General features: G+C 65.8%; 13 protein-coding genes and 1 pseudogene. 9 read left to right on the top strand and 5 right to left on the bottom strand.

The genetic code is table 11. From position 1 onward, the window contains the following. Positions 1-18: 18 nt before the first annotated feature. Positions 19-1,203, bottom strand: coding sequence for an isovaleryl-CoA dehydrogenase (locus tag H7U20_RS06715; protein WP_199518825.1), 1,185 nt, complete (start codon positions 1,201-1,203; stop codon positions 19-21). A gap of 112 nt (positions 1,204-1,315) precedes the next feature. After that, positions 1,316-1,729, bottom strand: coding sequence for a MerR family transcriptional regulator (locus H7U20_RS06710; protein ID WP_199518824.1), 414 nt, complete (start codon positions 1,727-1,729; stop codon positions 1,316-1,318). Between the two features lie 152 nt (positions 1,730-1,881). On the opposite strand from H7U20_RS06710, the pseudogene H7U20_RS06705 reads away from it, so the two are divergent. From H7U20_RS06705 to H7U20_RS06695, 3 genes and pseudogenes are all read left to right on the top strand, one after another. Beyond that, a pseudogene (locus H7U20_RS06705) lies at positions 1,882-2,592 on the top strand (MBL fold metallo-hydrolase); the annotation flags it as partial. A gap of 277 nt (positions 2,593-2,869) precedes the next feature. Further along, on the top strand, positions 2,870-3,277 hold the full coding sequence (locus tag H7U20_RS06700; RefSeq protein ID WP_199518823.1) for a hypothetical protein: 408 nt from the start codon (positions 2,870-2,872) through the stop codon (positions 3,275-3,277). Positions 3,278-3,700: 423 nt separating this feature from the next. Next, the gene (locus tag H7U20_RS06695) at positions 3,701-3,871 is read left to right on the top strand and encodes a hypothetical protein (RefSeq protein WP_193616111.1); all 171 of its coding nucleotides are present in this window, start codon (positions 3,701-3,703) and stop codon (positions 3,869-3,871) included. A 90-nt stretch (positions 3,872-3,961) separates the two neighbouring features. Here H7U20_RS06695 and H7U20_RS06690 read toward each other — a convergent pair whose 3' ends face one another. The 3 genes from H7U20_RS06690 to H7U20_RS06680 form a co-directional block, all read right to left on the bottom strand. Next, entirely contained in the window at positions 3,962-4,606 is a 645-nt protein-coding gene (locus H7U20_RS06690) for a UbiX family flavin prenyltransferase (RefSeq protein WP_199518822.1), read from the bottom strand. Then, positions 4,599-4,910: a Grx4 family monothiol glutaredoxin gene (gene grxD / locus H7U20_RS06685; protein ID WP_199518821.1), complete on the bottom strand. Its 312-nt coding sequence runs from the start codon at positions 4,908-4,910 to the stop codon at positions 4,599-4,601. Before grxD ends, H7U20_RS06690 begins: the two co-directional genes overlap by 8 nt. A gap of 265 nt (positions 4,911-5,175) precedes the next feature. Continuing rightward, positions 5,176-7,524 carry a Tex family protein gene (locus H7U20_RS06680; protein ID WP_199518820.1) on the bottom strand — a complete coding sequence of 783 codons (2,349 nt, stop codon included), beginning with the start codon at positions 7,522-7,524 and terminating at the stop codon, positions 5,176-5,178. A gap of 185 nt (positions 7,525-7,709) precedes the next feature. Between H7U20_RS06680 and H7U20_RS06675 the strand changes: the two genes are divergently transcribed. From H7U20_RS06675 to H7U20_RS06650, 6 genes are all read left to right on the top strand, one after another. Further along, entirely contained in the window at positions 7,710-10,841 is a 3,132-nt protein-coding gene (locus H7U20_RS06675) for a DEAD/DEAH box helicase (RefSeq protein ID WP_199518819.1), read from the top strand. Positions 10,842-10,881: 40 nt separating this feature from the next. Next, on the top strand, positions 10,882-12,075 hold the full coding sequence (locus H7U20_RS06670) for a PAS domain-containing sensor histidine kinase (protein ID WP_199518818.1): 1,194 nt from the start codon (positions 10,882-10,884) through the stop codon (positions 12,073-12,075). Between the two features lie 37 nt (positions 12,076-12,112). Continuing rightward, entirely contained in the window at positions 12,113-12,793 is a 681-nt protein-coding gene (locus H7U20_RS06665) for a response regulator transcription factor (RefSeq protein WP_093389265.1), read from the top strand. 186 nt (positions 12,794-12,979) lie between these two features. Then, entirely contained in the window at positions 12,980-14,698 is a 1,719-nt protein-coding gene (locus H7U20_RS06660) for a methyl-accepting chemotaxis protein (RefSeq protein ID WP_199518817.1), read from the top strand. A 127-nt stretch (positions 14,699-14,825) separates the two neighbouring features. Beyond that, on the top strand, positions 14,826-15,536 hold the full coding sequence (locus H7U20_RS06655; RefSeq protein ID WP_199518816.1) for a transposase: 711 nt from the start codon (positions 14,826-14,828) through the stop codon (positions 15,534-15,536). 231 nt (positions 15,537-15,767) lie between these two features. Beyond that, entirely contained in the window at positions 15,768-20,492 is a 4,725-nt protein-coding gene (locus H7U20_RS06650; RefSeq protein WP_199518815.1) for a glutamate synthase-related protein, read from the top strand. Positions 20,493-20,511: the final 19 nt, after the last annotated feature.

The raw sequence follows: 20,511 nt of genomic DNA, 5'->3' as shown, positions 1-20,511 counted from the left end.
AATGCACGCGCGCCCTGCCTACTTGGTTTCCGCGAACAGTTCGCGACCGATCAGCATGCGGCGGATTTCGCTGGTGCCGGCGCCGATTTCGTACAACTTGGCGTCGCGCCACAGGCGGCCGACCGGATACTCGTTGATGTAGCCGTTGCCGCCCAGCGTCTGGATCGCCTCGCCGGCCATCCAGGTCGCCTTTTCCGCGCTATACAAAATGGCTCCCGCCGCGTCCTTGCGCAGCTGGCGGACCGCTTCCGGGGTTTTGGCCCGGTCGCAGGCCTGACCGACGGCGTACACATATGCCTTGCACGCCATCATGGTCGAGTACATGTCCGCAATCTTACCCTGCATCAGCTGGAATTCGCCGATGGGCTGGCCGAATTGCTGGCGATCGTGGATATACGGCACCACCGCGTCCATGCAGGCCTGCATGATGCCCAGCGGGCCGCCGGACAGCACGGTGCGCTCGAAGTCGAGGCCGGACATCAGCACGTTGACGCCCTTGCCTTCGCCGCCCAGCACGTTTTCCAGCGGCACTTCGCAGTTCTCGAACACCAGTTCGCCGGTGTGCGAGCCGCGCATGCCCAGCTTGTCGAGCTTCTGCGCCACCGAGAAGCCCTTGAAGCTCTTTTCGATCAGGAAGGCGGTCATGCCCTTGGCGCCGGCCGCCAGGTCGCTCTTGGCGTAGACCACCAGCACGTCGGCGTCGGGGCCGTTGGTGATCCACATCTTGGTGCCGTTGAGGATCCAGCGGTCGCCCTTGAGGTCGGCGCGCAGCTTCATGCTGACCACGTCGGAGCCGGCGTTCGGCTCGGACATGGCGAGGGCGCCGATGTGTTCGCCGGAAATCAGTTTCGGCAGGTATTTGCGTTTTTGCTCCTCGTTGCCGTTGCGCTTGATCTGGTTGACGCACAGGTTCGAGTGGGCGCCGTAGGACAGGCCGACCGAGGCCGAGGCGCGCGAGATCTCCTCCATCGCCACGATGTGGGCCAGGTAGCCCATGTTGGCGCCGCCGTACTCCTCGCCGACGGTGACGCCGAGCACGCCGAGCTCGCCCATCTTGCGCCACAGGTCCATGGGGAACTGGTCGCTGCGGTCGATCTCGGCGGCGCGCGGGGCGATCTCGGCGGCGGCGAACTGTTGCACCGCTTCACGCAGGGCGGCGATGTCTTCGCCGTGGTCAAAGGTCAGGCCTGGGAGATGGAGCATGTCATCCTCGTGTTGTGGTTTTGGTTGATGCGGCTATCATACGCCGGTGTGACGTTAACGTAAACGTAAAGCGATCCAAGGCAAAGCGAATGGCTGACGCCGGGCCGGCCGCTCAGCCGGCGGCGGCCGGCTCGCCCTTGCCGTCGGCGATGGCGGCCAGCAGGCGGCGGCATTCGTCCTCGTGGGCGGTGATCTCGCCGAGCGACATTTCGATGTCCTCGCGCTGCTGCTCCAGCGTCTCGCGGTGTTGCGCCAGCACGCCGAGGAAGCGGTTCATCTGCGCGCTGGTGTCCTTGGGCGACTCGTACATGTCGACCAGGCTCTTGATTTCCGACAGCGACAGGCCGAGGCGCTTGCCGCGCAGGGTCAGCTTGAGGCGGGTGCGGTCGCGCGGCGTGTAGACGCGGTTGCGCCCGCCCGCGCCCTCGCGCGAGGGGCTGAGCAGGCCCTGGTCCTCGTAGAAGCGGATGGCGCGCGCCGTGATATCGAATTCGCGGGACAGTTCGGTAATGGTATAGGTCGGCATCGTGTGGGCTGGCGGTATAAAGTGAGGAGGGGAGGCGGCGGCGCCAAGCGGCCTAGCATGGCCGGGATCTTCCGTTTACGTCAACGTCAATCGCATTGTAGCGCGTGAAAGATAAAAAATGAATCCACTCGAAGCCCAACTCTCCTACCCCTTCGGCCGAATACGCCTTCGCCCGCATGATGGCGGCGGCCCTGCCCGGGGTCGACAACGCGGCGGCGCTGCCGCATTTCCGCCGCCACGGCCTGGCCGACCCGGAGATGCTGGAAAAAATGCAAAGCCGCAAAAACCACTACGCCTCGCTGGTGCCGGCCGTGCCGGCCGCCTACACCCGCATCCAGGATGGAGAGTCGGTTCTCATTGGTGACCATGAATGGCGGGTCATCACCGGCTTCGGCCATGCCCCCGAGCATGCCGCCTTGTATTGCGCCGGGCTGAACGTGCTGATTTCGGGCGACATGGTGCTGCCGCGCATCTCCACCAACGTCTCGGTGTTCGCCATCGAGCCGGAGGCCAACCCGTTGACGCTGTACCTCGACTCGCTGGGCAAGTTCGCCGCGCTGCCGGACGACGTGCTGGTGCTGCCCTCGCACGGCCGGCCCTTCCGTGGCCTGCACACCCGCATCGCCCAGTTGCGCGCGCACCACGTCGAGCGGCTGGCCGAGGTGATGCAGGCCTGCCGGCAATGGCAGTCGGCGGCCGACATCGTGCCCTTGATGTTCAAGCGTGCGCTGGACGCCCACCAGCTCAGTTTCGCCCTCGGCGAGGCGCTGGCCCACCTGCATAAGCTGTGGCGCGACGGTATCGTGCGCCGCGAATTGGGGCCGGACGGCATCATACGCTTCCGCCTGAGCGCCCAAGCCTAGCAAATCGCTAGCGAGTGTGGACAAAGGGCCGGATTCCGCTGAAATTCTGGCCCGCTGAAGCGTGCAAGGTGTTATTGTATCGACAAGCCTCCCGGGTAGTGCGGAGCGTGATATTCACCCTGTTTTTTCGTATTTTGCGAAATAATATTCGGCAACCATCATGGCCTCGCCTGCCGCCAGGGAGCGATACTTGTTAAATTTAACAGCCGGTTTTGTTGCATTCCCAGCAGCCAGGCAAGAGACTGACTTTCATGTCGCAACATGAAATAGTGTAACTATGAATTCTTCTAATGAACGCGAAAGCTTCAGCCAGCGCCTGCAGCAGGCGCTCAAGAACGCTCACTACTCCCCCGACAGCCCGACCCGCCTGGCGCGCGAATTCAATATTCGCTTCGACGGCCGCCCGATCACCGTGCACGCGGCCCGCAAATGGCTGGTTGGCGAGGCCATTCCGACCCAGGAGAAGCTGCGCATGATCGCGCAATGGCTGGGCGTGCCGGCCGAGTGGTTGCGCTTCGGCGGCCCGGACGCGGCCGCGCCGGCCGGCGATAATTCCGCCGCGCTGGCGCGTTTCGAGTCGGCCGACGTCAAGCTGATCGCCGATTTGCAGCGCCTCGATGAGCACCACCGTCAAATCGCCCGCGAATTTATCCGCATGCTGGTGCGCGTAAACTACCAAAAGTAGCTTTTTTGTGTCGCCACACGGCATCTTATTTGCTTTTTTACCAATGCTCGGCTGCGCCGCAGAAGCGCCTTCCGGATAAGACCGCTACCGGTTTTTGTTCGGCCCCATCGGGTCGGCCATTCCGCCCCACACCCTGATGTTTGCTGGCTTTCTACCTAGAAACTGTCTTTTTTGACGGCGCGCCGGCGACCATACCACTTTGCCCTGCCAGCCGGCGCAGAGGCCTTGTGCTGGCCGACACGTTTGCGAATTGTCACGATTTCGACACGAAACTAGTGCACAATAGAGAAGCTTAGTCTGGATGGTAATTCTTTTAGGCAAGAATAAGCGCTGAAGCAGCGTGCATTCGAATAGTGGCTCATAATCACATGAGTTTTAGCGACAGTGCAGCATTCACTACGGAGCCGACATTTGAGCCGTCTTATGAAAAGTAATTACAGCAATGTAGCGCAGCTAAAAGATTTGATGACCGTTCCACCCATGACCGCCGCCCAGCACGCAGAAGTGATGCGCAAGCGCATCGCGCACCGCCGCATGGTCGAGGAAGCCAGGGATTTGAAACAGGCGAGTGGAATCCAGTTCGAGAAACGCTAGCCCCAGGCCGCGGAAACGGCCCTGGATTGCTGTGTCAGCCGGCGGGCCAGTACCGCCGGCCTGAGCGACCGTCCGTGGCGCCTTGGCGCGCTATGGCGCGGCGTCGCCGCCGTCGTCGCTCAGCGTGGGCGCGACGCTGCCTTCCTTCATGCCGGCCCAGCGCGGCGCCAATGCATGTTGCACGTCAAACAGGTCCAGCACCCGGGCAACGGTGTGGTCGACCATCTCTTCGATACTCTTGGGATTGTGATAGAAGCTAGGCAGCGGCGGGAAGATGATGCCGCCCATCTCGGTGACGGCCGTCATATTGCGCAGGTGCGCCAGATTGAACGGCGTTTCGCGCACCATCAGCACCAGCCGGCGGCGCTCCTTGAGCACCACGTCGGCGGCGCGGGCGATCAGGTTGTCGGACAGGCCGTGGGCCACCGAGGCCAGGGTTTTCATCGAGCAGGGCGCGACGATCATGCCGTCCGACTGGAAGGAGCCGCTGGCGATGGCCGCGCCGACGTCGCGCTGTTTGTGCACCACATGGGCCAGGGCTTCGACAGCGCGCCGCTGCAGCCCGGTTTCCTGGTGCAAGGTGAGGAGCGCGGCGTCGGACACGATCAAATGCGTTTCGACGCCGGCATGGTGTTGCAGATGTTGCAGCAGACGCACGCCATACACCGCGCCTGTGGCGCCGGTGATGGCGATAACGATCCGCCGGGCGTCGCCACGCCCGGGCCGATCAGGCATCCAGCAGGGCCTTCAGCTCGCCGGACTCGAACATTTCGTTCATGATGTCCGAACCGCCGATGAACTCACCCTTGATGTAGAGCTGGGGAATGGTCGGCCAGTTCGAGTATTCCTTGATGCCCTGGCGCACATCGGCGTCGTCCAGCACGTTGACGGTGGCGATGTTCTCGACGCCGCAGGACTTCAGGATCTGGATGGCGCGACCGGAAAAGCCGCACTGCGGGAACTGGGCGGTGCCCTTCATGAACAACACGACAGGCGTGCTCGTCACGGTTTCTTTGATCCAGGTTTGTACGTCGCTCATGGCTGCCTCAGGGTAAAAAATGATAGATGCCGACATTTTATACAAAAATGCCGGCGAGGGGGCTAATCAGCTTGGCCGATGGCGCGGCGGGCCGCTTGCCGCCCAATTGGGATTGCTGCGGCGCGCCGGGGGACCGGGCCGTTAGACCCCGCAGCCAAGCCGGGGTCGGACCCCTCGGGGTCCGACCCCAGTTCCCGCCGTGGGGGGGAGGCGGGCGGCGCCGGCCCTCGGCGCGAGGGCGAGGGCGAGGGCGCCACCCCGGGGACTAGCCGCGCAGCTTGGCGAAGGCGGCGGCCATGCTGCCGCCGGCCGGCTCCTGGCGCGCCTGCTGCTTCTGCTGCACGCCCATGCTCTTGCGGTCGTTGCGGTCGGCGCGTTGCTCCGGCTTGGACCCGGCCTGCGGCGCGCTGTCGGTCAGGCGCATGGTCAGGGCGATGCGCTTGCGCTTCTCGTCCACCTCCAGCACCTTGACGCGCACCACCTGGCCGGCCTTGACCACGCTGTGCGGGTCCTTGACGAAGGTGTTCGACAGCGCCGAGATGTGCACCAGGCCGTCCTGGTGCACGCCGATGTCGACGAAGGCGCCGAAGGCGGCCACGTTGGTGACCACGCCTTCGAGGATCATGTCGGGCCGCAGGTCGCGGATCTCCTCGACACCCTCCTTGAAGGTGGCGGTGGTGAACTCGGGACGCGGATCGCGGCCCGGCTTCTCCAGCTCCTTCAAGATGTCGCTGATGGTCGGCACGCCGAACTTCTCGTCGGCGTACTTGGCCGGGTTCAGGCTCTTGATCAGGGCCGTCTCGCCGATCACCGCCTTGATGTCCTTCTTGATGTCGCCGAGGATCTTCTCGACCAGCGGATACGATTCCGGGTGCACCGCCGAGGCGTCCAGCGGGTTGTCGCCGCCGATCACGCGCAGGAAGCCGGCGGCCTGCTCGAAGGTCTTGTCACCCAGCCGCGGCACGGCTTTCAGGCCGGCGCGCGAGGTGAAGGCGCCCTTCAGGTCGCGGAAGGCGACGATCGACTGCGCCACCGTGGCCGACAGGCCGGAGACGCGCGCCAGCAGCGGCGCCGAGGCGGTGTTGACATCCACGCCGACGGCGTTGACGCAGTCCTCGACGACGGCGTCGAGCGAGCGCGCCAGCTGGCTCTGCGAGACGTCGTGCTGGTACTGGCCGACGCCGATCGATTTCGGGTCGATCTTGACCAGCTCGGCCAGCGGGTCCTGCAGGCGGCGGGCGATCGAGACGGCGCCGCGCAGCGACACGTCCATGTCGGGCAGCTCGCGCGAGGCGAACTCGGAGGCCGAGTAGACCGAGGCGCCGGCCTCGGAGACGACGATCTTGGTCATCTTCTGTTCGGGGTGCTGCTTGATCAGGTCCTGCGCCAGCTTGTCGGTCTCGCGCGAGGCGGTGCCGTTGCCGATCGAAATCAAGGACACATTGTGCTTGGCGGCCAGCTTGCCCAGCGTGTGCAGCGAGCCGTCCCAGTCGTTCTTCGGCTGGTGCGGGTAGATGACGGCGGTGTCGACCACCTTGCCGGTGGCGTCGACCACCGCCACCTTGACGCCGGTGCGCAGGCCCGGGTCCAGGCCCATGGTGGCGCGCTGGCCGGCCGGCGCGGCCAGCAGCAGCGCCTTCAGGTTGGTGGCGAAGACGTTGATGGCGTCCAGCTCGGCGCGTTCGCGCAGCGCGCCCATCAGTTCCGTCTCCAGGTGCATGAAGCTTTTCACGCGCCAGGTCCAGCGCGCCGTGTCGGCCAGCCACTTGTCGGCCGCGCGGCCCTGGTGCTTGATGCCGAAGCGGGCGGCGATGCGGCCCTCGCAGGGATTGTGCGGCGCGTCCCACTTCGGCTTCTCGGCCTCGGTGTCGAGCCGCAGCACGACGTCGAGGATGCCCTCGCGGCGGCCGCGCAGCAGGGCCAGCGCGCGGTGCGACGGCACCGTGCCGATGGTTTCGGCGTAGTCGAAGTAGTCGGCGAACTTCTCGCCCTCGTCCTGCTTGCCGTCGACCACTTTCGACTCCACCACGCCATGGTCGAGCACGTATTCGCGCAGCGCCTGCAGCAGGGTGGCGTCCTCGGCGAAGCGCTCCATCAGGATCTGGCGGGCGCCGTCGAGCGCCGCCTTGGTGTCGGCGACGCCGGCGTTGTTGCCCTCGGCCGTGGTGAAAGCCTCGCGCAGGAACTTGTTGGCTTCCATCTCGGGAGTCAGTTCCGGGTTGGCCAGCAGGGCGTCGGCCAGCGGCGCCAGGCCCGCCTCGATGGCGATCTGCGCCTTGGTGCGGCGTTTTTGTTTGTACGGCAGGTACAAATCTTCCAGCCGGGTCTTGTCTTCGGCGTGCATGATGGCATCTAACAACTCCGCCGTCATCTTGTTCTGCTCGGTGATCGAAGCGACGATGCTGGCGCGCCTGTCCTCCAGCTCGCGCAGGTAGCGCAGGCGCTCTTCGAGCAGGCGCAGCTGGATGTCGTCCAGGCCGCCGGTGGCCTCCTTGCGGTAGCGCGCGATGAAGGGCACGGTGGCGCCCTCGTCGAGCAGGGCGATGGCGGCGGCGACCTGCACCGGTTTGGCGGCGAGTTCAAGGGCGAGACGTTGTTCGATGGAAGGCAACATGGGGTGGTTATCCTAAGCGGTCAAGCCCGGAATGATACGCAATCGGCGCGAATGTGCCAGTCTTGACAGTCCAAAAGGACTGTGCGCATGGCCGACTTTGAATATTACGCAAACAAGCAGCCGTCTATGGCGGATAATATTGCCTGTTGCCGTTTTTGAAGCAGATTTAAACAACAATGCGCCCTATGGATTTTACCCGCGACGACGCCAGTGCCGCCCCCGCCGTTTCCGTCCCTGCCAGCGTGCCGGCGACCCAGTTGTCCTATGCGGTCGCCACCTGGTTGCAACGGGTGGACGCGGCCGCCCATCCGAAGCCCAAGCTGCCCGCCGCCGTCGAAGCCGACGCCAAGCTGGCCGCCGGCCAGAGCCAGCCCACTTACCGCCTGATCTACGTGATGGCGCCCACCAGCGGCGGCCGCCACGTCGCCCTGTGCCTGTACAAGGCGCGGCTGCGCGGCAACGGCGACGTCGCCGCCGCCAGCCCGGTCAGCGAGGTGTTCTCGCTGCTGTCGGCGCCGCCCAGCTTCCTGCTGCCGGGCGACGAGGACCTGGTGCGCTTCTTCGTCGCCATGCGCAGCGGCGCCGCCTCGCAGACCGGCAGCGCCACCGAGCCGCGCGGCAAGATCGGCGCGGCCCTGTTGGAAATGCTGGCCGAACAGGACAAGCTGCTGTGGGCCAACTCCTGGGCCGACGTCGGCAACGGCCTGGTGTATCCGCTGAAGGGCGGACAGTTGCGCCAAGCCAACCTGGTGTGGCGCGAGGAGGGCAAGGGCCTGCGCTTGGGCTGGCAGGTCGCCGCCGCCGAGGGCGCGCGCCACCATGGCGCCGACCAGATCGACTACATGCTGCCGACCGACCCGCCGTGGTACATCGACAACCTGTCCTGCGGCGTGTTGCAGCTCAACCAGGGCGGCGCCGCCATCCCGCTGGCCGAGCTGCAGGCGCTGGTGGCCCAGGCGCCGCTGCTGACCGCCAACGACAAGGTGCGCGTTTCGCAACTGCTGCTGGCGCACGGCCTGCAACAACTGATGCCGCTGCCGCAGCCGCTGCCGCAGCGGGTGCGCCGCGACGTCGCGCCGCAGCCGGTGCTGGTGCTCGACGCCGCCATGCTGGCCGACGGCAACGTGCAGCGCTGGCACGACTACGCCGTGCTGTCCTACGACTACGACGGCGAGCGCGTCTCCTTCGACCCGGCGCAGCGCGTGGTGCGCCAGCGCGGCGAGGTCACCGAGATCATCGAACGCGACGCCGCCGCCGAGGCGGTGGCGCTGGAAACCCTGCAGGCGCTGGGCTTCAAAAAGCCGGCGCAGTTGCCGCTGAGCAGCGTCAAGGGCGCCCAGTTGCTGCCCAGCCAGGCCGAATGGATACGCTTCGGCGCCGACGGCATCGCCAGCCTGGCGGCGCGCGGCTGGCGCGTCGAGAAGGCGGCCAAGTACCGCTACGAGCTCAGCCAGGTCGACGACTGGTACGCCCACATCGAGGCCGACGAGGCCGACGGCGGCAACGCCTGGTTCGAGCTGGCGCTGGGCATCGTGGTCAACCAGGAGCGCGTGGCGCTGCTGCCGGTGCTGGTGCAAATGATCCGCAACGCCCCCAACGAGTTCAATCCGAAGGTGCTGGCGGCGCACGGCGACGAGGACCAGATGCTGGCCACCCTGGCCGACGGCAGCCGCGTCGCCCTGCCCTGGGCGCGCGTGCGGCCGATCCTGGCGACGCTCGGCGAGTTGTATTTCAGCGACAAGATCAAACCGACCCTGCGCATGGCCACGCTGGACGCCGCCCGCCTCGACGAGCTGGCGCGCCAGCTCGAGCTGCGCTGGAGCGGCGGCGAAGAGTTGCTGGAGATGGGCCGCCGGCTCAACCAGTTCGGCGCGGTGAAGAAGGTGGCCACGCCGGCCGGCCTGCGCGCCACCTTGCGCGACTACCAGTCCGACGGCCTGGCCTGGATGCAATTCCTGCGCGAATACAATCTGGCCGGCATCCTGGCCGACGACATGGGCCTGGGCAAGACGGTGCAGACCCTGGCCCACATCCTGGTGGAAAAAGAGGCCGGCCGGCTGAGCGCGCCGGCGCTGGTCATCGCGCCGACCAGCCTGATGGGCAACTGGCAGGACGAGGCGGCCCGTTTCGCCCCCGAGCTGCGCGTCCTGCTGCTGCAGGGCAAGGACCGGATGGCCCAGTTCGACCAGATCGCCGGGGCCGACCTGGTGCTGACCACCTACGCGCTGCTGCCGCGCGACGAGGAGAAGCTGCGCGAGCACGACTTCCACCTGGTCATCCTCGACGAGTCGCACTACATCAAGAACACCCGCTCGAAGGCGGCGCAGAGCGCCGGCCTGCTGCGCGCGCGGCACCGCCTGTGCCTGTCCGGCACGCCGCTGGAGAACCACCTGGGCGAGCTGTGGTCGCAGTTCCACTTCCTGCTGCCCGGCCTGCTGGGCGACGAGAAGGGCTTCAACAGCCAGTTCCGCCATCCGATCGAGCGGCAGGACGACCCGCTGCGGCGCAGCCTGCTGAACCGCCGCATCAAGCCCTTCCTGCTGCGCCGCACCAAGGACAGCGTCGCCAAGGAGTTGCCGCCGAAGACGGAAATGGTGCGCAAGGTCGAGCTGACCGGCGCCCAGCGCGACCTGTACGAGACGGTGCGCCTGGCGATGGACCAGAAGGTGCGCGAGGAGATCGACCGCAAGGGCGTGGCGCGCAGCCAGATCGTCATCCTCGAGGCGCTGCTCAAGCTGCGCCAGGTGTGCTGCGACCCGCGCCTGGTCAAGTCGCTGCCGGCCAAGAAGCAGACGGCCGGCTCGGCCAAGCTGATCGACCTGATGCAGATGGTCGAGGACCTGCTCGACGAGAACCGCAAGATCCTGGTGTTCTCGCAGTTCACCAGCATGCTCGCGCTGATCGAGCAGGAGCTCGAGGAGCGCGACATCCCCTACGCCTTGCTGACCGGCGACACCAAGGACCGCGGCGCCCAGGTGGCCGCCTTCCAGCAGGGCGCCGTGCCGATCTTCCTGATCAGTTTGAAGGCCGGCGGCGTCGGCCTGAACCTGACGGCGGCCGACACGGTGATCCACTACGACCCGTGGTGGAACCCGGCGGCGGAGAACCAGGCCACCGACCGCGCCTGGCGCATCGGCCAGGACAAGCCGGTGTTCGTCTACAAGCTGATCGCCAAGGGCACGCTGGAGGAGAAGATCCAGATCCTGCAGCAGAAGAAGGCCGACCTGGCGCAATCCATCCTGGCCGAGGGCGAATCGCACAAGATGGCCCTGACGCAAGAGGATCTGCAGCAGATCTTTGCCCCGCTGACCGAATAGCCCGTCTATACTGGGGGCCGGATAGTTTCCGATATTCAAAATGTTCGAATCGACAACGCCCACCGTCCCCCAGCTCAGCGCCGAGCTGCAGCAGGCCCGCCAGGAGGCCGAGCGGCTGCGTCTGCTGCTGGCGCACACCAGCGAGGTCAGCTGGATGGTCGAACTGGCCGGCCGCCGCCTGAGCTACCTCAGCCCCGCCGCCTGCCGCCTGTTCGGCTTCGCCGCCGAGCCCGGCCGCGAACACGAGCACCCGCATATGCAGGCGCTGGCCGCCACCTTGCTGGCCGGGCTGCCGGCCCGCCTGGCGCGCCTGGCCGCAGGCGACCCGAGCCGGCGCCGCCTGCTGCGCGAGGCCGAGCTGGCGCGCGTCGACGGCGTCGCCTTGCCGGTCGAGATCGAGTCGAGCGTGCTCGACGGCGCCGACGGCCGGCCCGCCTCCCTGCTCGGCGTGCTGCGCGACCTCCGCCCGCGCCGCGAGCAGGCCGCCGAGCAAAAGAAATTCGCCTCGATGCTGTCGCACGAGTTCCGCACGCCGCTGGCCACCATCGACGGCGCCATCCAGCGCCTGGAGATGACCGGCGCCCACCACGACGAGGCCAGCCGCAAGCGCTACCGCAAGATCGCCGTGGCGGTCGACCGCCTGCTGGCCATGCTCGACGAGTACCTGTCGCCCGAGCGCATGACCGAGATCGGCCGCCAGCGCCAGGCCGACCAGATCGCCCCGGCCGAGCTGCTGGAGGCCGTCGCGGCGGCCGGCCGCGGCCGCCGCCCGCAACTGACGGCGCGCAGCGTCGACCTGCCGGCGCGGCTGCGCTGCGACCCGAACGGCATGCGCCTGTGCCTCGACATCCTGCTCGACAACGCCATCAAGTACACGCCGGACGGCAGCGTCATCGAAATCATAGGCAAAAAAGCAACGGAGGGCGGCGTCGAGTTCCTGGTCCGCGACCACGGCGCCGGCCTGCCCGCCGCCGAGCTGGCGCGCGTCTTCGACAAGTCCTTCCGGGGCAGCAATGCGGCAGCCATCGCCGGCTCCGGCCTCGGCCTGTATATAGCGCGGGCCGTGGTGGACGTCCACGGCGGTAGCCTCAGCGCAAGAAATGTTTCTGAAAGCGGCACAGAATTTCGGATTTGGCTGCCGATAGCGTCCGTTGCCGGGAAAAGCCTTGCGCCGGATGATTGCAGCAGTGATAATTCCCTGACGCAAACTGACAATGCCAGAGGGCGGAACTGAGCACGCTTGCTCAATACTCAAAACGAATGGCGCATCAATGACGCAAATACTCATCGTGGAAGACAATCTGGACTACGCCGAAGAAATGGCCGAGTTCTTGACTGAGTTGGAACACGAAGTGCACATCACCAACAACGCCAGCGACATGTGGTCCGCGTTGAGCCAGGGTAACGTCGGCGTGGTGGTGCTGGACCTGGGTTTGCCCGACGAGGACGGCTTCAACGTCATCCCCCGCATGCGCCAGCTGTATCCGCAAATCGGCCTGCTGGTGCTGACCGGCCGCGTCGCCTTCGACAACCGCATCCTCGGCCTGCGCCTGGGCGCCGACCACTACCTGACCAAGCCGATCAAATTCCCCGAGCTGGCCGCCCACATCGAGGCGCTCGACCGCCGCGTCGGCCCGCAGGACCCGGTGCCGCTGCCCAGCAAGTGGACCTTGAAGGTCAGCGCCCGCCAGCTTGAGCTGCAGGGCATGGCGATCACGCTGACCGAGAAGGAATGCAACTTCCTCCACCTGCTGACCATCAACACCCGGCCCGTGCCGCGCCAGGTGATCGTGGCCGGCATCGGCGGCGACGATCCGGACGCCGGCCGCCGGGTAGACATGCTGGTGTATCGTTTACGCAAAAAAGCCCGCACCGGCCTCGGCCAGGACCTGCCGCTGCGCAGCGCCTACGGCGAAGGCTATTCCCTCTCTGCCAGCTTCAACCTCTCGTAAACCTTTCGACAAGCTTGCTTGATCGTTCCGCCAATCTTGCATTTGACGCCGCCGCATTGAATTGTCCGGTGGTGGGAATGTGAGAGTTTTCCCTTGCTATCCGTGACGTAGTATGAACTTTCCAAGCGCCAATTAACGGTCTGAATTTGATATCAAGGCGCTCGTCAGTCTCTGGGGAGAGCTCGTATGAAATTCGCGGATTTGAAGATCGGCATGCGGCTGGGCGGTGGTTTCGGCCTGGTCATGCTGTTGATGGTGGCGATGGCGGCGGCCGGCATCTGGCGCCTGCAGGCGGTGGGCCAGCTGAGCGAGGAGATGGTCGGCAGCGCCATGCTGAAGGAGCGCCTGACCGCCGAATGGCACAACCTGATCAGCATCAGCGGGGTGCGCGTGATCGCCTACGCCAAGAACGCCGAGCAGGCCGAATCGAAGGCCGAGAACGACAAGGCGGCCGCCACCCGCGCCCGCGTCAACGAGATCCAGAAGCAACTCGAACCGATACTCGTCAGCGCGCAGGAGAAGACCCTGCTCGACGCCGTCGCCGTCGAGCGCAAGCAGTACGCCGCCACCCGCGACCAGGTGTTCAAGCTGAAGAAGGGCGGCGACGCCGACGCCGCGCGCAAGTTGGTCGACGACAAGCTCGAGGCGCAGTTCACCGGCTACCTGGACAGCGTCGAGAAGATCGGCCGGTACGAGGCCGGCGTCGGCCGCGCCCTGGCCGCCCAGGTGCAGGAACAGTATCACCAAGGCCAGAGCTTCCTGCTGGCGCTGGCCGGCGGCGCCCTGCTGCTGGGCTCCTGGTTCGCCTACGTCATCACCCATTCGATCACCGCGCCGCTGCACAAGGCGGTGAGGATCGCCCAGACCGTCGCCGCCGGCGACCTCAGCAGCCAGATCGACGTGCGCAGCCGCGACGAGGCCGGCATGCTGCTGCAGGCGCTGAAGGAAATGAACGCCAGCCTGGTCAGCATCGTCGGCCAGGTGCGCGGCGGCACCGACACCATCGCCACGGCGTCGAGCCAGATCGCCAGCGGCAACCTCGACCTGTCCTCGCGCACCGAGCAGCAGGCCAGCTCGCTGCAACAGACCGCTTCGTCGATGGAACAGCTGACCGCCACCGTCAAGCAGAACGGCGACAACTCGCGCCAGGCCCACACCTTGGCGCTGAGCGCCTCCGAGGTGGCGCTCAAGGGCGGCGACGTGGTCAATCAAGTGGTCGACACGATGGGCATGATCAACGAGTCGGCCCACAAGATCGTCGACATCATCACCGTCATCGACGGCATCGCCTTCCAGACCAACATCCTGGCGCTCAACGCGGCGGTGGAAGCGGCCCGTGCCGGCGAGCAGGGCCGGGGCTTCGCCGTGGTCGCCACCGAGGTGCGCAACCTGGCCCAGCGCAGCGCCGCCGCCGCCAAGGAGATCAAGACCCTGATCAGCGACTCGGTCGAGAAGGTCGAACTGGGCGCCCGGCTGGTCGACCAGGCGGGCCGCACGATGAAGGAGATCGTGGTCCATGTGCGCCACGTGACCGACATCATCGGCGAGATCACCACCGCCAGCACCGAGCAGACCGTCGGCATCGAGCAGGTCAACCACGCCATCGCCCAGATGGACCAGGTGACCCAGCAGAACGCCGCCCTGGTCGAGGAAGCGGCGGCGGCGGCGGCCCAGTTGCAGCAGCAGAGCCAGGAGCTGGCCGAGGTGGTCAGCGTGTTCCAGCTCAGCGGCAAGCGGACTCTGCCGACCGCGCCGGCCGGCGCCGCGCCGGCGCGGCTGGCGATGCCCCGGCCGCAGCCGACGCCGGCACGCAAGCCGGCGACCAAGCCTGTGGGCAAGGCGTTGGCGCTCAGTCAAACGGCCCGCAGCGCCGCCGCCAAGGCGCCGGAATGGGAAGAGTTCTGAGTGCGGAAGGTCGGCGGGAAGAAATAAGGGACAGAGTCGACGGTTTTTTGCGGCGTGATGAATCAATCGGGGACAGAGTCGTGCCGGCGCGGTAGAATCGGGCATTCACTCCACTCCTTGCGTTCCCATGGCCCGTCTTCCCCGTCTGATTATTCCGTCCCAGCCGCACCACGTCATCCAGCGTGGCAACAACGACCAGGTGATTTTCCACGATGCCGAGGATTATCAAGCCTTCCTCGGCTGGTTGCGCAGCGCCGCCAAGACCTACAAGGTGGCGTTGCACGCCTATGTGCTGATGCCGGACCACCTGCATCTGCTGGTCACGCCGACCGACGAGGACGGCCTGGGCCAGATGATGCAGTGGATAGGCCGCTACTACGTGCCCTACTTCAACCAGAAATACGGCCGCAGCGGCACGCTGTGGCATGGACGCTACAAAACCTCGCTGATCGACGCCGAGCAATACTTCATGCCCTGTGCCCGCTTCATCGAGTTCAACCCCGTGCGCACCGGTCTGGTGGCCAGCGCGGCCGATTATCCCTGGTCCAGCTACCCGCACCACGCCGGCATCCGCGTCGACGGCCTGATCACCGACCACGCCAACTACTGGGCCTTGGGCAACACGCCGTTCCAGCGCGAGGCGGCCTATCTGGCCCTGACCGAGTATCCGCTGACGGCGGCCGAGGTGGAGGAGATCGGCAAGGCCGTGCTGAAGGGCTGGCCGCTGGGCTCGGAGAAGTTCAAGACCGAGCTGCAACTGCGCGTCAAACGCCAGGTGCTGCCGGCCAAGCGGGGCCGGCCGTTCAAGCGGCCGCTGCCGCTGGTGCCGTTGGAATAGGCGCCCGCCTGCCGGACAACTCGGCTATCGACTCAACAATCCGCTAAAAACCGTGGCCAGCCACAAAGCGCCACGGTTTTTTTTAGCTTGCAATCACTCTGTCCCTATTAAATTTTTTCTCAGACTCGTGAGAAATTAATTCGACTCCGACCCTAATTGTTATTGTTGAAGTTTCTGCTGCATTGCACTACTCTAGTTTTTCGATATTCAAAAATGCAGTGGAGAATGCCCATGAAAGCCCAAGGTCTGTACGATCCGTCCAATGAACACGATGCCTGCGGCGTCGGTTTCGTCGCCCACATCAAGGGCAACAAGAGCCATTCCATCGTCGAACAGGGTCTGATGATCCTGAAAAACCTCGACCACCGGGGCGCCGTCGGCGCCGACGCGCTGATGGGCGACGGTGCCGGCATCCTGATCCAGGTTCCCGACCAGTATTACCGCGACGAGATGGCCAAACAGGGCGTCGAGCTGCCGCCTCCGGGCGAGTACGGCGTCGGCATGGTCTTCCTGCCGAAGGAAAACGCCTCGCGCATCGCCTGCGAACAGGAAATCGAGCGCGCCGTGCGCATCGAAGGCCAGGTCGTGCTGGGCTGGCGCAACGTGCCGGTCGACTGCGACATGCCGATGTCGCCCACCGTGCGCGCCAAAGAGCCGGTGATCCGCCAGATCTTCATCGGCCGCGGTCCGGACATCATGGTCACCGACGCGCTGGAGCGCAAACTGTATGTGATCCGCAAATCGTCGGGCCACGCCATCCAGGCGCTCAAACTGCTGCATGGCAAGGAATTCTTCGTCCCGTCGATGTCGGCGCGCACCATCGTCTACAAGGGCCTGCTGCTGGCCGACCAGGTCGGCGTCTACTATAAAGACCTGCAGGACGCCCGTTGCATTTCGGCGCTGGCGCTGGTGCACCAACGCTTCTCCACCAACACCTTCCCGGAATGGCCGCTGGCCCACCCCTACCGCCTGATCGCCCACAACGGCGAGATCAACACCGTCAAGGGCAACTTCAACTGGATGCGCGCCCGTGAAGGCGTGATGAAGTCGGCCGTGCTGGGCGAGGACCTGCAAAAGCTCTTCCCGCTGATCTACGAAGGCCAGTCGGACACCGCCTGCTTCGACAACGCGCTCGAACTGTTGTTGATGGCCGGCTACCCGATCGCCCAGGCGATGATGATGATGATCCCGGAGGCCTGGGAAAACCACGGCACGATGGACGACAATCGCCGCGCGTTCTACGAATATCACGCCGCGATGATGGAACCGTGGGACGGCCCCGCCGCCATGGCCTTCACCGACGGCCGCTACATCGGCGGCACCCTGGACCGCAACGGCCTGCGTCCGGCGCGCTACATCGTCACCGACGACGACCTGGTGGTGATGGCCTCGGAATCGGGCGTGCTGCCGATCCCGGAATCGAAGATCATCCAGAAATGGCGTTTGCAGCCGGGCAAGATGTTCCTGATCGACCTGGAAGCCGGCCGCATCATCGACGATAAAGAGCTCAAGGACACCTACGCCAACGCCAAGCCCTACAAGGCCTGGATCAACGCCGTGCGCATCAAGCTGAACGAAATCAAGCTGAGCGAAAGCCAGCTGGCGCACAACCGCGTCAAGTACAGCGCGGCGCCGGGCGAAAAAGCCGTCGCCTCCGTGCTGGACCGCCAGCAAGCCTTCGGCTACACCCAGGAAGACTTGAAGTTCCTGATGGCGCCGATGGCCGTGGCCGGCGAAGAAGCCACCGGCTCGATGGGCAACGACTCGCCGCTGGCCGTCATGTCGAACAAGCTCAAACCTTTGTACAATTACTTCAAACAATTGTTTGCCCAGGTGACCAACCCGCCGATCGACCCGATCCGCGAGGCGATGGTGATGTCGCTGGTGTCCTTCATCGGACCCAAGCCCAACCTGCTCGACACCAACAACGTCAACCCGCCGATGCGCCTGGAAGTTTCCCAGCCCATCCTCGGCTTCGACGACATGGCCCGCCTGCGCGGCATCAGCCTGCATACCGGCGGCAAGTTCAAGTCATATGAGCTCAACATCTGCTATCCGCTGGCATGGGGCAAGGAAGGCGTGGAGGCTTGCCTGGCCTCGCTGTGCGCCGAGGCGGTCGACGCCGTCAAGTCCGGCCACAACATCCTGATCGTCTCCGACCGGTCGATCGGCGCCGACCGCGTCGCCATTCCGGCGCTGCTGGCCACCTCGACCGTCCACCAGCACCTGGTCAGCAAGGGCCTGCGCGCCTCGACCGGCCTGGTCGTCGAGACCGGCTCGGCCCGCGAGACCCACCACTTCGCCCTGCTGGCCGGCTACGGCGCCGAGGCGGTGCATCCCTATCTGGCGATGGAGACGCTGATCGAGCTGGCCCACGGCCTGCCCGGCGAGCTGTCCGGCGAGACGGCGATCTACAACTACACCAAGGCGGTCGGCAAGGGCCTGCTGAAGGTCATGTCGAAGATGGGCATCTCGACCTATATGTCCTATTGCGGCGCGCAGATCTTCGAAGCCATCGGCCTGAACAAGTCGCTGGTCGACAAATACTTCAAGGGCACCGCCTCGAACGTCGAGGGCATCGGCGTGTTCGAAGTGGCCGAGGAGGCGCTGCGCCTGCACCACCTGGCCTTCGGCGACGATCCCCTGCTGGCCAACAACCTCGACGCCGGCGGCGAATACGCCTTCCGCGTGCGCGGCGAGGACCACCTGTGGACGCCGGACGCCATCGCCAAACTGCAACACTCGACCCGCAGCAACAACTTCTCCAGCTACAAGGAGTACGCCCAGATCATCAACGACCAGAGCCGCCGCCACCTGACCCTGCGCGGCCTGTTCGAGTTCAAGCTCGACCCGAGCAAGGCGATTCCGCTCGACGAGGTCGAGTCGGCCAAGGAGATCGTCAAGCGCTTCGCCACCGGCGCCATGTCGCTCGGCTCGATCAGCACCGAGGCGCACGCCACCCTGGCCGTGGCGATGAACCGCATCGGCGGCAAGTCCAACACCGGCGAGGGCGGCGAAGACCCGGCCCGCTACACCATGGAGTTGAAGGGCATCAAGATCAAGCAGGGCGAGACCATGGCCTCCGTGGTCGGCAAGGAACAGATCGTCGTCGACATCCCGCTGCAGGCCGGCGACTCCCTGCGCTCGCGCATCAAGCAGGTGGCCTCGGGGCGTTTCGGCGTCACCGCCGCCTACCTGAACTCGGCCGACCAGATCCAGATCAAGATGGCGCAGGGCGCCAAGCCGGGCGAGGGCGGCCAGTTGCCGGGCCACAAGGTGTCCGAGTACATCGCCACCCTGCGCTTCTCGGTGCCGGGTGTCGGCCTGATTTCGCCGCCGCCGCACCATGACATTTACTCGATCGAGGATCTGGCCCAGCTGATCCACGATCTGAAGAACGCCAACCCGCGCGCCTCGATCTCGGTCAAGCTGGTGTCCGAAGTGGGCATCGGCACCGTCGCCGCCGGCGTCACCAAGGCCAAGGCCGACCACGTCGTCGTCGCCGGCCACGACGGCGGCACCGGCGCCTCGCCGCTGTCCTCGGTCAAGCACGCCGGCACGCCGTGGGAGCTGGGCCTGGCCGAGACCCAGCAGACGCTGGTGCTGAACGGGTTGCGCAGCCGCATCCGCGTCCAGGCCGACGGCCAGATGCGCACCGGCCGCGACGTCGTCATCGCCGCCATGCTGGGCGCAGACGAGATCGGCTTCGCCACCGCGCCGCTGGTGGTCGAGGGTTGCATCATGATGCGCAAATGCCATCTGAACACCTGCCCGGTCGGCGTCGCCACGCAGGATCCCGTGCTGCGCGCCAAGTTTTCCGGCAAGCCGGAATACGTCGTCAACTACTTCTTCTTCGTCGCCGAGGAGGCCCGTCAACTGATGGCGCAACTGGGCATCCGCACGTATGACGAGCTGATCGGCCGGGTCGACCTGCTCGACAAGTCGAAGGCGGTCGACCACTGGAAGGCCCGTGGCCTGGACTTTTCCGCCATCTTCCACCAGCCCGAGGTGCAGAACGGCCAGACCATCTTCCACAGCGAGTTCCAGGACCACTGTCTGGAGAAGGCCCTCGACCACAAGCTGATCGCCCAGGCCAAGGCGGCGCTGGAGAAGGGCGAGCGGGTCTCGTTCATCTCGCCGGTGCGCAACGTCAACCGCACCGTCGGCACCATGCTGTCGGGCGAGGTGGCGCAGCGTTACGGCCATGCCGGCCTGCCCGACGACACCATCCACATCCAGTTGCAGGGCACGGCCGGCCAGTCGGCCGCCGCCTTCCTGGCCCACGGCATCACGCTCGACCTGGTCGGCGAGGGCAACGACTATGTCGGCAAGGGCTTGTCGGGCGGGCGCATCATCGTGCGGCCGAACACCGAGTTCCGTGGCTGGGCGGTGGACAACATCATCGTCGGCAACACCGTGCTGTACGGCGCCATCGCCGGCGAAGCCTTCTTCAACGGCGTGGCGGGCGAACGCTTCGCCGTGCGCAACTCCGGCGCCACCACCGTGGTCGAGGGGGTGGGCGACCACGGCTGCGAATACATGACCGGCGGCACCGTCGTGGTGCTCGGCGCCACCGGCCGCAACTTCGCCGCCGGCATGTCCGGCGGCATCGCCTACGTCTACGATCCGGACGCCGACTTCGCCGCCCGCTGCAACACCGCGATGGTCAGCCTGGAAAGCGTGCTGACGGCGGCCGAGCAGCACCTCGACCGCGCCACCTGGCACAGCCAGCACCGCGACGGCGAACCGGAGGCCGACGAGGTGATCCTCAAGCGCCTGATCGAGCGCCACTTCAAGCACACCGGCAGCACCCGCGCCCGTTTCCTGCTCGACAACTGGGCCGAGGGCCGCGGCAAGTTCGTCAAGGTCTTCCCGAGCGAGTACAAGCGCGCGCTGGCCGAAATGGCCGAGGACCTGGCCAACGAGGCCGCCGTGGTGCAGCCGATCGCCGCCTAACCAGACAGCGGACGGGCCG

Origin of the sequence: Rugamonas violacea, assembly GCF_016461825.1 — a bacterium.
GTDB lineage: Bacteria > Pseudomonadota > Gammaproteobacteria > Burkholderiales > Burkholderiaceae_D > Rugamonas.
This window is presented reverse-complemented; position numbering and strand designations above follow the sequence as displayed.